We start from the raw sequence: 13,463 nt of genomic DNA, 5'->3' as shown, positions 1-13,463 counted from the left end.
GGCAGATGCCGCAGTGGGCAGCGCCGGTGGAGGAAGAGTGCGGATGCCGCGGCATCCGCACTCTCGATCGCCATTCCGCGAGCTCACCCGACTGCGCTCACCCGATCAGGCTCGGCTGCAGATCGCGCAGCGTGCGGCGATGCGTCATGCGCGTCACGCCGATCATCGCGAGCAGCAGCGCGCCGACCAGCCACATCGCAAGCACGGCCAGATCCCACCACGCACGCTGGAAGTTCCCGCCGTACATGAGCTGGCGCATCGCATCCACGACGTAGCCGAGCGGCAGCACATGGTGCAGCGCCGCGAGAGGCGCGGGGAGCGTCTGCCACGGGAACGTGCCACCCGCCGTGACCAGTTGCAGCACCATGAGCACGAGCCCCAGGAACTGACCCACCGACCCCAGCCAGACGTTGAGCGCCAGGATGATCGCCGCGAACGTCGCTGACGCGAGCACCATGACCCCGAGCGTGCCGATCGCGTTGTCGAAGCGGAAGCCGAGTGTGATGGCCAGAATGCCCATCAGGCCCACCATCTGCAGCGCCCCGAGGGCCGCGGGCGTGAGCCAGCCGGCGAGTGTGATGCGGATGGGGGAGTGCAGCGCGGTCACCGCACGGCGAGACACCGGCTTCACGATCAGGAACAGCGCGTAGATGCCGATCCAGGCCGCCAGCGCCGCGAAGAACGGCGCGAGCCCCGCGCCGTAGTCCTCGGCAGAGGCGACCTTGTCGCTCGAGATGCGGAGCGGATCGGAGATCGTGTCCGCCTGGGCCTTGCGCAACTCCGGTGTGGATGCCGGGATCTGCTCGACCCCGTTGGCCAGGCCGTCGCGCAGTTCGACGGTGCCATCGGCGAGTGTGGCGAGACCGTCGCGCAATCGGACGGCGCCGTCGTTCGCCGCGGCAGCACCGGTAGCCGCCGTGCCGGCGCCGGTCGCCACGGTGTCGGCGCCGTCGGACAGTGTGCGTGCGCTCGAAGCGAGCGTCGCCGCGCCCGCGGCGAGCTGGTCGATCCTGCCCACGGCATCCTGGACCGTCGCGTTGCCCTGCTGCAGCCGCTCTCCGAGCGGATCGAGCTTGGCGAGGACCGTGTCGATCTCCGCCTGCGTCAACCCCTGGGATGCGAGCGTGTCCGAGATATCGGTACGAATCTGCGGCAGGGTGTCTGCGGCATCCTGCACGATGCCGCCTGCCTGATCGGCGACATCGGCGATCTGCTGGTTGCCGTCGCTCACCTGCTGCGCGCCGTCTGCGAGCTGAGAGGCGCCGCTCGCGAGTCGGGCCGTTCCGCTCGCGAGCTGTGCGGTGCCGTCTGCGAGCTGTGCGGTCCCTTCGGCGAGCGTGGCGCTGCCGGCGGATGCCGTCGCCGCACCGTCCGCGAGTTGAGAGGCGCCGTCGGCTGCGTCGGACAGCGAATCGCGCACGTCGCTGAGCCCGGTGAGAAGACGCTCTGCGGCCTCGCTTCCGACCATCTTCGCGACGGAGCTGCGGATCTTCTCCACGGCCTGCGTGCCCATGGACGAGGCCAGGTAGTTGTTGGCGTCGTTGGTCTCGAGCTCGATCGTGGCCTGGTGGGGGTCCGTGCCCGAGGCTGAAGTCAGCGCCGCGGAGAAGTCGGAGGGGATCGTCACGGTGAAGTCGACGGTGCCGTCGTGCAGCGCGTCAGCCGCGGCATCCGCCTTCATCTCCTGCCAATCGAAGGCATTGCCCTCGATGAGGTTCTCGGCGACTTTCTGGCCGTAGTTCACGGTTTCGTCCGTGCCGTCGGCATCGGTGCTGGTGGCGCCCTCGTCCTGCACGACCAGCGCGACCGGCACCTCGGAGAACTTGGCGTACGGGTCCTGATTGGCCCAGAGGTAGAGGCCGCCGTAGAGGATCGGCACGCACATGAGCGCGATCAGCGCGATGATGCCCATGCGGCTCGCGGTGAGGCGCCGCAGCTCGGCGGCGATCATGGGGATGACCTTCATCGCGCGTCTCCTTCCTCGTTGGTGCTGTCAGGGATCATGGCGGTCTCGGGTCGCTCCAGCATGAGGGGCGGAATCGGCCCCGAGGCGTTGATCGCCTCCAGCTCGTGCATCCGCTCGAGTGCCACGGCCGCTGAGCCGCCGATGATGACGAGCATGGCGTAGCCGCGGTCGGCGAACTCCGATGCGATGCGCCACCACCCGTCAGGGCTGCCGCCGTGGCGGTCAGGCGAGACGAGCACGATCCCCTCGGTGCCCTTGCGCAGCACGGCGAGCTCGCACATGATGCGCACGCGCGCGGCCGGATCGACGTTTCCGATCGGCACCGATGCGAGTTCGGCGTAGCCGAGCTGCCTGAGCCAGCGGCGGGCATGGATCGGCGTCGCCCCTGTGCCCGCGAACATCAGCTCCTCGCCGACGACGCCGGCCACGGTGATGTCTGCGTGAGGGTCGCTCACGTCCGGAGCATCCACCAGGGCGACCGCCCGGCGCAGGCGGCGGTTGTCGATGTCGCCGTCGACTGTCACCCGACCAGTGGCTGGGGTCATCCTGCCGCTGGCGACCAGACCGAGCACGGTGGGGCGCTGCTGCGTCTCGGCGAGAGCGAAGCGCACGGCGCCGGTGTGGAACTCGAGACTCGTGGTCGGCAGCGCCTGACCCTTGCTCACTTCGTGAAGCGTGATCCTCATGCGTCGACCTCTGCCGCGACGATCTCTGGATGGGCGGCGAGCAGTGCGTCGGCTTCGCGCCAGGAGAGCCCGGCGATGCTCAGTACGGCGCGCACGGCGGTGGCCGCAGCATCCGGGCCGATCAGGTCCACGCGCACGACGGCACGGGCGGTCTCCTCGATGAGTCGGGCGAGTACGTCGCCGGGCACATCGGTGCGCATCGTGCCGGTGCGGCGCCCACGCTCCACGAGCTCCGACACGGTTCGGCGCAGCGGCCCCAGCGCGGTGCCCGTCTCAGCAACGTGCGCATCGTCGAGTGCGATGGCGGTGACGGTCTGGATGTGTGCGGCCTCGTGCCAGAGTCGGGAGGCGAGCTGGGCGAGTGCGATGCGGGTGTCGTCGTCGAGCGACTGCGCGGCGATCGCGTTGAAGCGCTGCGCGCCGATGCGGATCAGCTCGGCGATCAGGGCTGAGCGGTCGTCGAAGTGTCCGTACAGCGCGCGACGCGAGAGTCCCGCAGTACGGGCGATCAGGTCGACTGATGCGTTCGGGTCCTGCGCGAGGGCGGTGCGGGCGGCGACCAGGATGCTCTCTCGGTTGGCCTGTGCGTCGCGGCGGGGTGCGCGAGGTTCTGTCATACGACCCAGTTTACGATCTTGCACACTTATGTGCAAGATCGGTGTCTCTGGAGTGCGTGTTCGTCGCTGCCGGGCGCGTGAGACGACGGAGGGGGCGGATGCCGCAGCATCCGCCCCCTCCTGAGAAACGTGTCAGTCGGTGCCGGAGTCGAACGCCGCGCCCTCGGACGCCGTGTCGACGGCATCCGCCAGCTTGTCGTCGCCGTGCTCGACAGAGCCGGTGATCTCGGATGCTTCGCCCGCGGTGACGCGTCCGACGAGTTCGCCCGTCGCGCCGCCGACGAGGCCGAGGCTCGCGTACTGCTCGAGGCGCGAACGCGAGTCGGCGATGTCGAGGTTGCGCATGGTGAGCTGTCCGATGCGGTCGACGGGGCCGAAGGCGGCATCTCCGACTCGCTCCATCGACAGCTTCTCGGGGCCGTATGACAGGTTCGGCGAGACGGTGTCGAGGATCGTCCAGTCGTCACCGCGGCGCAGGCGGATCGTGACCGTGCCGGAGATCGTGAGGCCGACCCAGCGCTGGATCGACTCGCGCAGCATGAGCGACTGCGGCTCGAGCCAGCGTCCCTCGTACATGAGGCGGCCGAGGCGGCGGCCCTGCTCGTGGTAGGTCGCGAGGGTGTCTTCGTTCAGGATGCCGTTGACGAGGCGCTCGTAGGCGATGAAGAGCAGCGCCATGGCCGGGGCCTCGTAGATGCCGCGTGACTTGGCCTCGATGATGCGGTTCTCGATCTGGTCGCTCATGCCGAGGCCGTGGCGTCCGCCGATCGTGTTCGCCTCGTTCACCAGGGCGACCGGATCGGTGTACTCGACGCCATTGAGGGCGACCGGACGGCCGGCCTCGAACGTGACGGTGACGTCTTCGGTCTCGATCGCGACCGACTGGTCCCAGAACTTCACGCCCATGATCGGGTCGACGGTCTCGAGCGAGACGTTCAGGTGCTCGAGGGTCTTCGCCTCATGCGTGGCGCCCCAGATGTTGGCGTCGGTCGAGTACGCCTTCTCGGCGGCGTCGCGGTACGGGAAGCCGTGCTCGACGAGCCATTCGCTCATCTCCTGGCGTCCGCCGAGCTCGGTGACGAAGTCGGCGTCGAGCCAGGGTTTGTAGATGCGCAGGCGCGGGTTGGCCAGCAGTCCGTAGCGGTAGAACCGCTCGATGTCGTTGCCCTTGTAGGTGGAGCCGTCGCCCCAGATGTCGACGCCGTCCTCCTTCATGGCGCGCACGAGCATGGTGCCCGTGACGGCGCGGCCGAGGGGAGTGGTGTTGAAGTACGTCTTGCCGCCGGAGCGGATGTGGAAGGCGCCGCACTGCAGCGCGACGAAGCCCTCTTCGACGAGAGCTGTCTTCGCGTCGACGATGCGGGCAATCTCGGCGCCGTACTCGAGGGCGCGGCCGGGGATCGACTCGATGTCGTCCTCGTCGGGCTGGCCGAGGTCGCCGGTGTAGGTGCAGGGGATCGCGCCCTTGTCGCGCATCCATGCGACGGCGACGGAGGTGTCGAGTCCTCCGGAGAAGGCGATGCCGACGCGCTCGCCGACGGGCAGGGACTGGAGGACCTTGGACATGGCGTCCATTCTATCGGCGCGCGGCGTGGCGCCCGTTCGGGCGACTGGATGCTGCGCCGATCGCCCGCTCGCAGGTCAGACGAGCTTCACATCGACTCCGAGTGCCTGATACGTCGGAACGGCGCGTCGGTCGCAGGACAGCAGACGGATTCCGGACTCCCGTGCGGCCAATGCGACGAGCCCGTCGTAGACGGCTCCGCCGGCGATACCGGATTCGGCGAGAATCGAAACGGCCCGGACCGATACGTGGGAATCGAGTGCGACAGAATTCGGGAAGGCTCGCTGGATCATCTCCGCGGCCCTCGGTGCTGTCACACGGGATGCTCCTGGCAGCCTGGTGAGCACTGAATACGTCTCGGCCGACGCATGTCCGGCCAATCCGCGGGTCAGATGGCGCGTCATTTCACGCAAGGTGTCGTGGCGGGGATCATCCCTCAGCATCAGCGCGATCGCTGCACTCGTGTCGAACAGAATCTCAGCGCTGGTTGCCAAGGCGCAGTTCCCGAATGTCATCATCGGTCAGGGTGGGGCCACCGGTGATGACGAGCAGGCCGTCCTTCTCGACGACGTTGTCGTGCGTCTCGACCTCGATGCGGATACCAGTGCCGTCCATGATCAGATCGACTGGCCCGGGAATCATCCCAAGACGCTCGCGCAGAGCTGCGGGGATCACGATCCGTCCTGCCTTATCCATGGTTGCCTTCATGCCATCAGAATACCATTGGAATGGTGCGGGCGACAGTGCCAGGGTGATTCGAGGAGGTGCGCATGATCCAGGCGGTGCTGTGGGGTGCGGTGGCGGCCGCGCCGCTGTTCATCGGCGCAGTGCTCGCGCTGCTGCGCAAGTGGCCGCCGAAATGGCTCGGTATCGTGCTCGGATTCGGCGCCGGAGCGCTGATGGCATCGATCGCCTTCGAGCTGTGGGAGGAGGGGCTGAACCTCGGCGGTCCCATTCCGCTCGTCGTCGGCGTCGCCGCCGGTGCCCTCTGCTACTACGTCGCCGACCGCATCGTCGAGCGCCGCGCCTCCGCTTCACAGGGGTCGGCCGGCGGCCCACTCGCGGTCGGCGCCCTGCTCGACGGCATCCCGGAACAACTCGTGCTCGGCATCGGACTGGCCTCCGGTGAAGGTGTCAGCGTCGCCCTCGTCATCGCGATCGTCGTCTCCAACCTGCCCGAGTCGATCGGCTCGGCCGCCGACCTGCTCGACGGCGGCATGAAGCGATCTCGTGTGCTGTCGCTGTGGGCAGGCGTCGCCGTCGTCTGCGCGATCGCGACGATCGCCGGCTACGCACTCGCGGATGCGGTGAGCCCCGAGTTCCGCGCCGGAGCCAGCGGCTTCGCTGCCGGAGCCCTGCTCGTCATGCTCGTCGACTCGATGGTGCCCGACGCGCAGTCCAAGGCGAAGGAGTCGACGGGCCTCGCCACCGTTCTCGGATTCGCGCTCGCCGCAGGGCTGTCGCTGGGGGCGTGAGACCGAGCATTCGGCTACTGCCTCCCGTACTTGCGGAAGGCATTCTGCTTGGACGTCCGCAACGCGACGCCGATCATGGTCCATGAATCACCGGCTTCACGAGCCGCCGCAACTGCGGAGCGAAGTCGGGCATCTGCCGTCCCGACCGCATCACGCGCTGCCGCGATCTCACGGAGGTGCCTTGCGTCACGCATCGTTCCCGTGCCGATGATGTCGATGAATGCATCGATATCTGTGTCATGGATGCGAGGTGGACTGGTCTTTGACATTGGGGGACTCCTCAGAGGAATCGATAGCGACTTGGTCGAAGTATGTCGGCGTCCGGGATTCGGTGCTTTCGCGCACTCTGCGCGATCCGAACACCGTCATCATATCGTTTACGCGTCATAATCGTCAATGTTTTGATGACGTAACTGTCTGGCCAGATTGCCCATACCCTGATTCAAGTCGTCGGTGCCTACAGCCAAAGGCACTAACGAACGATCGGTGGAGAACCACGTTGGTACTCGACCTGTGGAGTGCGAGTTACGGGTGGCGGCCACCGAAAGGGCCGCGGCTCAGGACCCGGGGTACTCCTGCATCCGTGTCTCGAACTCCTCGCGGTCGCCCTCGCTGAGCAACTGGGGAGCGAGGAAGTAGATCTGCAGCCCCTCCAGAGGCTCGCCCGTGCGGGCGCTCTGCGCCTCGCGTTCGCCGGCGAACTCTCCGGTGGGGTCGTTGGAGAGGTCGTAGAGCACGGCGTAGAAGCGCAGCGGATCCGGGTAGTTGTCGGAGTAGTACTCCCAGGTGTTCTGCTCACGCGGATCGGCGCTGCCGTAGAACTTCTCCTGGATGGCGTCGTCCATCCCCGACGACGGCTCGTTGAACGAGTACAGACCGTACATGCCGTACTCGGTGACGACCTCTTCGATGACGTCCATCACGGCGACCTTGCGGTCGTAGTCCTGGATGGGCTCGTTCGTCATCCACGGCACTGACGTGTACTGCACCAGCATCGACTCCCCGCCGTAGCCGTTGCGCTCCGGACGGAGGTTCTCGGTGCCGGCCTCGGTCCACGTGTAGCCGAACTGCGTAGACAGGCGATCGCGGATCTCGGCCAGCATCTCCTCGCTCTGCGCCCGCACCTCCTCAAGCGACGGCTGCGCGAGGATCGTGCCCGAGGAGGTGTCCTTGACCCCGGGGTACGCCTCCTCGTGCTTCTGCTCCTCGGTCTTCTCACCTTCATAGTTGCCTGACACCGAGGTCTGCAGCGCGCTCATCGCACCGACGGTCGCGACGTTGAGCATGAGGGTGACGATGAGAGCGGATGCCGCGAGCACCCGCCCGCGGCGTGAGAACAGTGCAGCGATCACGACGGCGAGCACCACGAGCTGCAGCGTCAGCATCGTCACGCCGTACAGCGCATCCGTGCCGCCGGACAGCAGCGTGCCGAGCAGCACGACCGCGAAGAGGATCGCCGCGATCAGAGCGACCCAGCCGATCACGTTCGCCGGCTGCTTGTCCTGTGTCGCCTCGGCCGTGCTGATCACCGGAGCGCCGGAAGGCGGTGCGGTCTGCACGCGCTTGGCGCCGTGATAGCCGCCAGGCGGCGGCACGGGAGGTGCGCCCTCGGTGCCGGCGATGTAACGCGCGCGCTGCTTCTCGGGCTCTACCATGGCTTGTCCGTCCCGCCGCCGGGGCCGTCTTCGTCGCCCTGGTTCTGCTCGCGCTCCTCAGCGCCCTGATCGAGCTTGTCCTGCAGCTCGTCGAGCTTGTCCTGGTCGGGCTGCTGCGGCTGCTCCTGCTCTTCGCCCTCGCCCTCGGAGGGCGGTTGCTGCTGCTTCTGCGCCTGCTGCTGCTTCTCCTGCAGACGATCGCCGAGCTCATCGAGGGTGTCGCTCATGCTGCGGTCGGGATCGGGAGACTGCGAATCGGCCTCTTCGCTGTTGCACTCCTCCGGCGTCTCGGCCGTGATCTGCAGCGCCTCACCGTACAGTTCCGCCCCGCCTGGTCCGTCGCCCCCGCCGACCGCTGCGTCGCCCTGGCGTTCGATGACGATCGCGAGGTTCACCCGCACCGCGCACACCTCGAGGCCGTGGGCCAGGGGCAGAGCCTCTTCGAACTTCGCGCGTGCAGCATCGAGATCCTCGGATCCTGCCAGCGCCGTGCCGACGTTGTACGGCGCCTTGTACGGCTCGAACCAGTTCAGGAACTCCTGGCCCTCGGCCGCAGCGGTCGACCCCGCGTAGTCGGCGACGACGTAGGACGTGATCGCCTGGTGTGCGAACGCGTACATGCTCAGCAGCTTGCCGACGAACAGCAGAGCGGCGATCGTGAGGGGCAGGGTCCCGATCAGGGCCCAGCGGCGGATCAGTCGGCGTCGACGGTTCGCCGCGAGCAGAGCGGCCGCGGCATCCGCCTGCGTCGGTGCGCCGGACTGTGCAGGTGCATCCGTCATGCGTCACCTCCGGGCTGCTGGTCACGCGGGGGGACGCTTCGACTCGCTGGCGCTCGCTCAGCGCGTTTCGTCTCGCTTCGCTCGCTCAACGACCCGGGGGCGGCGCGTTTCGTCTTGCTCAACGACCCGGGGGTAGGGTGCTCGGGCCGGGTGGCGAGGCCGCGCATCTGTGCGATGAGGATCGTGGCGCGGGCGATCTCGACACCCAGCAGCAGCACCATCACGAGGGCGAAGATCCAATACAGCTCGATGACATTGCCGACCGACCCCCCGATCCCTGAGCCTGTCGAAGGGTCGGTGTAGTTCGTGGTCGTGGTCGGCGCTTCCGGGAGCTCGATGTCGGCGTCGGCGGAGCGCAGCTGGTACGGCACGCCGAGGTCGTCGGCGATCGTCTGCAGGTTGCTCTCGTCGATCACCGACATCGCCTGCTCGCCCTGATACTCGATGTAGTCGCCGCCCTCTTCGGATGCCGCGAAGCTCCCGGAGGTGACCTTCATCGGGCCGCCCTCGCTCGTGCCGTAGCCGAGCACCGCCCCACCGTCGGTGAACTCGGCACTCGCCGAGAACGACTCGGGTTCGGTGCTGACGGTCTGCTCGCCGTCGCCCAGGTAGAACACCATCCGCGAGCGGTCGGGCGACGCCTCGGCTGCCGCCTCCAGTGTCTCCTCGACCATGGCGCTCGCGATGCCGATCGAGCTGCCACGGGACTGCGAGGTGACTTCCGGCCGCAGCACCTCGAGCGAGGAGATGAGCGCCGTGGCATCGGTGGTCAGCGGCAGCCGCAGCTCGGCGGCAGCGTCGAAGCTGATCAGCGCGAAGCGCGCGCCGGGGTACTCATCGACGATCGACTGCACGTCGGCGCGGACGCCGTCGAGCCGCTGTCCGTCGCCGTCCCAGTCCTCCGCCACGATGCTCGCGGTGGTGTCGACGACGATGAGGATGTCGGTGTCTGTGGCGAGGGTCTCGGTCGCGCCACCGGGGATGCCGGGCCGCAGCAGCATCATGAAGCAGGCCACGAGCATCAGCAGGCGCAGCCCCCAGATGACGGGTCCGGCAGAGCCGGTCCCTGAGCCTGTCGAAGGGGCGGCGGGGTTGCGCTTCTTCGGCCCTTCGGCCGCTGACGCTTCGACAGGCTCAGCGGTCGAAGCGTCAGGGAGCGAAGACGGACGCACGCCCTGCACCAGCATCCAGACCACAAGGAACGCGACCGGTGCGAACAGCAGCACCAGCAGGAAGATGTTGAGTACGGGTTGGAAGATCACAGTCTGACCCTCCACAGCAGCACCACGAAGCCGAGTGCCGCGACCAGCAGCACGGCGATCCATGGGTTCGGGTTGTCGGTCCACACGACCTGCGCCTGACCGCGCAGCTCTGTGGCCTCCTGCTCCTGCACATCTTTGATGATGTCGGAGACGGTCGTGGTGTCGCGCAGGCCGTATGCCTTGCCGCCGGTCGCCTCGGCGGCCGCGGCGAGTTCCGCACTGATGTCGGTGTCGACGCCCTGCACGGGGTTGAGCGCGAAGACGCGCACACCGGCAGATGCCGCGTAGTTCGACGCCTCCTCGAGGGTGACGATCGAATCGCCGTTCACCTCGTTGTCGGTGGCGAGGATGATCGAGCGCGAGCGCTCGTCGCCCTGGCGATCGAAGCGCATGGCGCACGATGCGAGCCCGTCGCCGATCAGCGAGGCGCCTGGTCCGTTGAGCGTGCCGACCCAGTGCTCAGGAACCTCCTCCATGTAGTCGAAGCTCTCCCTGATGCTCTGCAGATGCGTGCGGATGAAGTCGTAGTCATCCGTCAGAGGGAAGATCTGCACGGGTGAGCTGTTGAAGATCGTCAAGCCGATGCGCTCGCCCTCGAACCCGTCGAGCAGCTCTTCGAAAACGCTGAGCACCTCGACATCGACCTCGCTCATGGAGCCGGAGACGTCGAGGCACAGCATGATGTCGCGGCTGGTGTTGACCGGCTGGATGGTCTCGGATGCCATCGGCCGCGCGGCCACGACCCCGGCGATCACGCTCGCGAGCACACCCAGCGCGAGCACGCCGGCGAGGGCGACGGTGCGGCGCCGGACGGCATGCTGGAAAGACGGCAGTGCGCGCAGCCGCTCCGCCCGTGCGATCGGGGCGCTCTGCTGTTCGCGGTGGCGGGTATTCCGGCGCAGACCGATGAACAGGCCGACGCCGATCGCGATCACGATGACGGCGACCGCGATGGGGATGACCCACCAGTTCGCTAGTGCCATGAGCCGACCACCTTGTGCGCGGCCTCGGCGCCGGCGATCGGATCGACCGCCGGTCCCTTGCGGAAGATGCTCGGGTAGTAGTGCCGCTGCAGCGCATCGATCAGCGCCGGCGGCACGTCGAGGCGCACGAGGTCGTCGAGCGCGAGCACGGGGGCCTCGAGGCCGCTGTACTCGTTGACGAACGTGCGCACCACCCGGCTGAGCTCGAGGTTGGCGTGCCGGGCGGTGAGCGACCCCGCCCGGTAGTCGGCCTCGATCTGCGCGATGCGCTCGTGATACTCCTGCCGCAGTTGCGTGAGCACGTCGGTGGTCATCGGCACCGATGTCTGCGTGTCGTCGTACAGGACCATGCCGCGTCGGGGCTTGGTGAGGAAGAGCAGCAGCCATGCGCCGAGGATGAGCAGCGCCAAGATGGCGAGCGCAAGCAGCATCCATCCCCAGCCATACTGCGCGGGAGGGTAGAGCTCGTCAGTTCCTGACATCGGCCCTCCGGTTCAGCATGCGCAGCAGCTGAGGCACCGCGTCATCCTGAGTCTCGAGGGCGGTGTGGCTGATCTCGAGGCGATCGAGCAGCTCGTTCAGCCGCGCGGTTTCCGCCTGCGTCTGGGCGATGAGTTCGCCGAGCACCTCGCGGTCGCCGTGCACGAAGTCGGGAACCGCCCATCGGGTGTTCACGTCGGCGCGCTGCCGTGAGCTCGGGTCCCTGAGCCTGTCGAAGGGCAGCACGGGGTCCGCGTCGCGGAGCGTGACCCACAGCACGTCGTGCTGCACGCGCAGCCGGCGCAGCATCCGCTCGGTGTCATCGGTGACCGGCGCGTCGTCCGTGATGATCACGACGATGCAGCGACGCGCGATCGTGCGCGCGACGAACGAGAGCAGAGCATCGCGGTCGCTGGGCGCTCGACCCTCCGAGATGGCCTGATCGATCGTGCGGAGGGCGTGCTCGAGCGCCCCTTCACTACGGCCCGGTGCACGTCGACGCACGCCCTCGGCGTCGCCGTGGACGACGCTGAAATCGTCGCCGTGTCGCAGGGCGAGGATGCCGAGCGCACCTGTGGCGAGGATCGCGAGGTCCTTCTTCGGCTTCTCGTCGTGCGCGAGCGCCGTCATGGACCTGCCGGTGTCGACCACGAACAGCACGGTGTGCATCCGGTTCGCGCGGTGCCGCTTCACGAGTGGAGTGCCCAGGCGTGCGGTGGCGCGCCAGTCGATGTCGCGCACCTGATCGCCGTACTCGTACTTGCGCAGGTCCTCGAAGTCGAGGCTGCGCCCGTGCAGCAGCGACGCGTAGGCGCCGTCGAGCGCGTGCATCGACTTCTGCGACGAGTGGATGAAGAGCTTGCTCTTCACCTGTGTGATCAGGCTGGCCATCAGCAGCGACTACGGCGTCGGCACGGCGGCGAAGATCTGGTCGATGATCTCCTCGCTGCGGATGCCCTCGGCATCCGCCTCGAACGTGAGCAGCACGCGGTGGCGGAGGATGACGTGGCGGAGGGTGCGGATGTCTTCCGGGAGCACGTGCGAGCGGCCGTTGAGCAGGGCCAGCGCGCGGGATGCCTGCAGGAACGCGATGCTCGCACGGGGGCTCGCGCCGTACTTGATGTAGCGCGCGCGATCCTCGCCGATGTACGGGCCGGGGTTTCGGGTCACGTAGGCGATCGAGACGATGTAGTTGCGGATCGCGGCGTCGACGTAGATGCGACTCGCGACATCCTGCAGCAGCTGCACGTCTTCCAGCGACACGGCACTGGCGACGTGCCGGTCGGGGTCGAGCACGCCGGAGTCGATGCGCCGCAGGATCTCGAACTCGTCGGAGGGGCTCGGGTACTCGACGATCTCCTTGAGCAGGAAGCGGTCCATCTGCGCCTCTGGGAGCTCGTAGGTACCCTCCTGCTCGATCGGGTTCTGCGTCGCGATCACGAGGAACGGCTTGGGCAGGTGGTGCACTTCGCCGCCGATCGTCGTCTGGTGCTCCTGCATCGCCTCGAGCATGGCGGACTGCGTCTTGGCGCTGGAGCGGTTGATCTCGTCGAGCAGTACGAAGTTCGCGTGCACCGGACCCAGCACTGTGCGGAACGACCCGGTCGCCGCGTCGTAGATCTGGTTGCCGGTGATATCGCTGGGGAGCAGGTCGGGTGTGCACTGGATGCGTTTGAAGCTGGCCTTCACGGTGTCGGCGAGGGTGGATGCCGCGGTCGTCTTGGCGAGGCCGGGCACCGACTCGAGCAGGATGTGGCCGCCGGCGATGAGCGAGACCAACAGGCTCGTGCGCAGTCGCTCCTGGCCGACCATCTTCGCGGAGTATGCGTCGGAGACGACCTTCAGCACGTTCGCGGCGCGGGTCATCTCCGCGTCGGTCGGCGTGGAGTCCGGGCCGGCTGCGGGAGTGGCGCGCTGAGCGGACGGCGCCGGCGGTGCGGACGGCTGAGGTGAGGGAGCCGCCGCGGGCGCGGGTGGCCGCGGGGGCGGAGGT

15 protein-coding genes are annotated in these 13,463 nt (G+C 67.8%); 1 reads left to right on the top strand and 14 read right to left on the bottom strand.

All coding sequences use genetic code 11. The features are described from left to right. Positions 1-97: 97 nt before the first annotated feature. From J1M43_RS00965 to J1M43_RS00940, 6 genes are all read right to left on the bottom strand, one after another. On the bottom strand, positions 98-1,966 hold the full coding sequence (locus J1M43_RS00965) for a YhgE/Pip family protein (RefSeq protein ID WP_033105536.1): 1,869 nt from the start codon (positions 1,964-1,966) through the stop codon (positions 98-100). Next, the gene (locus tag J1M43_RS00960) at positions 1,963-2,631 is read right to left on the bottom strand and encodes a hypothetical protein (RefSeq protein WP_200880964.1); all 669 of its coding nucleotides are present in this window, start codon (positions 2,629-2,631) and stop codon (positions 1,963-1,965) included. The genes J1M43_RS00965 and J1M43_RS00960 overlap by 4 nt, the downstream gene beginning before the upstream one ends. Positions 2,632-2,648: 17 nt before the next feature. Continuing rightward, positions 2,649-3,269, bottom strand: a complete 621-nt coding sequence (locus J1M43_RS00955) for a TetR/AcrR family transcriptional regulator (protein WP_033105535.1) — start codon at positions 3,267-3,269, stop codon at positions 2,649-2,651. 132 nt (positions 3,270-3,401) lie between these two features. After that, complete coding sequence (gene argG, locus J1M43_RS00950; RefSeq protein ID WP_206475446.1) at positions 3,402-4,835, bottom strand: argininosuccinate synthase; 1,434 nt, start codon at positions 4,833-4,835, stop codon at positions 3,402-3,404. Positions 4,836-4,910: 75 nt separating this feature from the next. Beyond that, positions 4,911-5,348, bottom strand: coding sequence for a PIN domain-containing protein (locus tag J1M43_RS00945; RefSeq protein ID WP_268238572.1), 438 nt, complete (start codon positions 5,346-5,348; stop codon positions 4,911-4,913). Continuing rightward, positions 5,311-5,541, bottom strand: coding sequence for an AbrB/MazE/SpoVT family DNA-binding domain-containing protein (locus J1M43_RS00940; protein ID WP_229702722.1), 231 nt, complete (start codon positions 5,539-5,541; stop codon positions 5,311-5,313). Before J1M43_RS00940 ends, J1M43_RS00945 begins: the two co-directional genes overlap by 38 nt. A gap of 62 nt (positions 5,542-5,603) precedes the next feature. On the opposite strand from J1M43_RS00940, the gene J1M43_RS00935 reads away from it, so the two are divergent. Beyond that, entirely contained in the window at positions 5,604-6,308 is a 705-nt protein-coding gene (locus J1M43_RS00935; protein ID WP_033105532.1) for a ZIP family metal transporter, read from the top strand. 14 nt (positions 6,309-6,322) lie between these two features. Here J1M43_RS00935 and J1M43_RS00930 read toward each other — a convergent pair whose 3' ends face one another. From J1M43_RS00930 to J1M43_RS00895, 8 genes are all read right to left on the bottom strand, one after another. Further along, the gene (locus J1M43_RS00930) at positions 6,323-6,577 is read right to left on the bottom strand and encodes a hypothetical protein (protein ID WP_033105531.1); all 255 of its coding nucleotides are present in this window, start codon (positions 6,575-6,577) and stop codon (positions 6,323-6,325) included. Positions 6,578-6,865: 288 nt separating this feature from the next. Then, complete coding sequence (locus J1M43_RS00925; RefSeq protein ID WP_206475443.1) at positions 6,866-7,963, bottom strand: hypothetical protein; 1,098 nt, start codon at positions 7,961-7,963, stop codon at positions 6,866-6,868. After that, positions 7,957-8,745, bottom strand: a complete 789-nt coding sequence (locus J1M43_RS00920; protein ID WP_206475442.1) for a hypothetical protein — start codon at positions 8,743-8,745, stop codon at positions 7,957-7,959. Before J1M43_RS00920 ends, J1M43_RS00925 begins: the two co-directional genes overlap by 7 nt. Then, positions 8,742-10,007, bottom strand: coding sequence for a VWA domain-containing protein (locus J1M43_RS00915; RefSeq protein WP_206475441.1), 1,266 nt, complete (start codon positions 10,005-10,007; stop codon positions 8,742-8,744). Before J1M43_RS00915 ends, J1M43_RS00920 begins: the two co-directional genes overlap by 4 nt. Then, positions 10,004-10,990, bottom strand: a complete 987-nt coding sequence (locus J1M43_RS00910; RefSeq protein WP_206475440.1) for a VWA domain-containing protein — start codon at positions 10,988-10,990, stop codon at positions 10,004-10,006. Before J1M43_RS00910 ends, J1M43_RS00915 begins: the two co-directional genes overlap by 4 nt. Further along, on the bottom strand, positions 10,981-11,472 hold the full coding sequence (locus J1M43_RS00905) for a hypothetical protein (RefSeq protein ID WP_206475438.1): 492 nt from the start codon (positions 11,470-11,472) through the stop codon (positions 10,981-10,983). Before J1M43_RS00905 ends, J1M43_RS00910 begins: the two co-directional genes overlap by 10 nt. After that, positions 11,459-12,361: a DUF58 domain-containing protein gene (locus J1M43_RS00900; protein WP_206475437.1), complete on the bottom strand. Its 903-nt coding sequence runs from the start codon at positions 12,359-12,361 to the stop codon at positions 11,459-11,461. Before J1M43_RS00900 ends, J1M43_RS00905 begins: the two co-directional genes overlap by 14 nt. Positions 12,362-12,370: 9 nt before the next feature. Continuing rightward, positions 12,371-13,463 (bottom strand): AAA family ATPase (locus tag J1M43_RS00895; protein ID WP_374058505.1); only part of this gene is annotated, 1,093 nt, incomplete at its 5' end.

The sequence above is a fragment of the Microbacterium sp. KRD172 genome (assembly GCF_017168295.1).
GTDB lineage: Bacteria > Actinomycetota > Actinomycetes > Actinomycetales > Microbacteriaceae > Microbacterium > Microbacterium profundi.
Note: the sequence above shows the minus strand (reverse complement) of the source record. Positions and strands in the feature narration are given on the sequence as shown.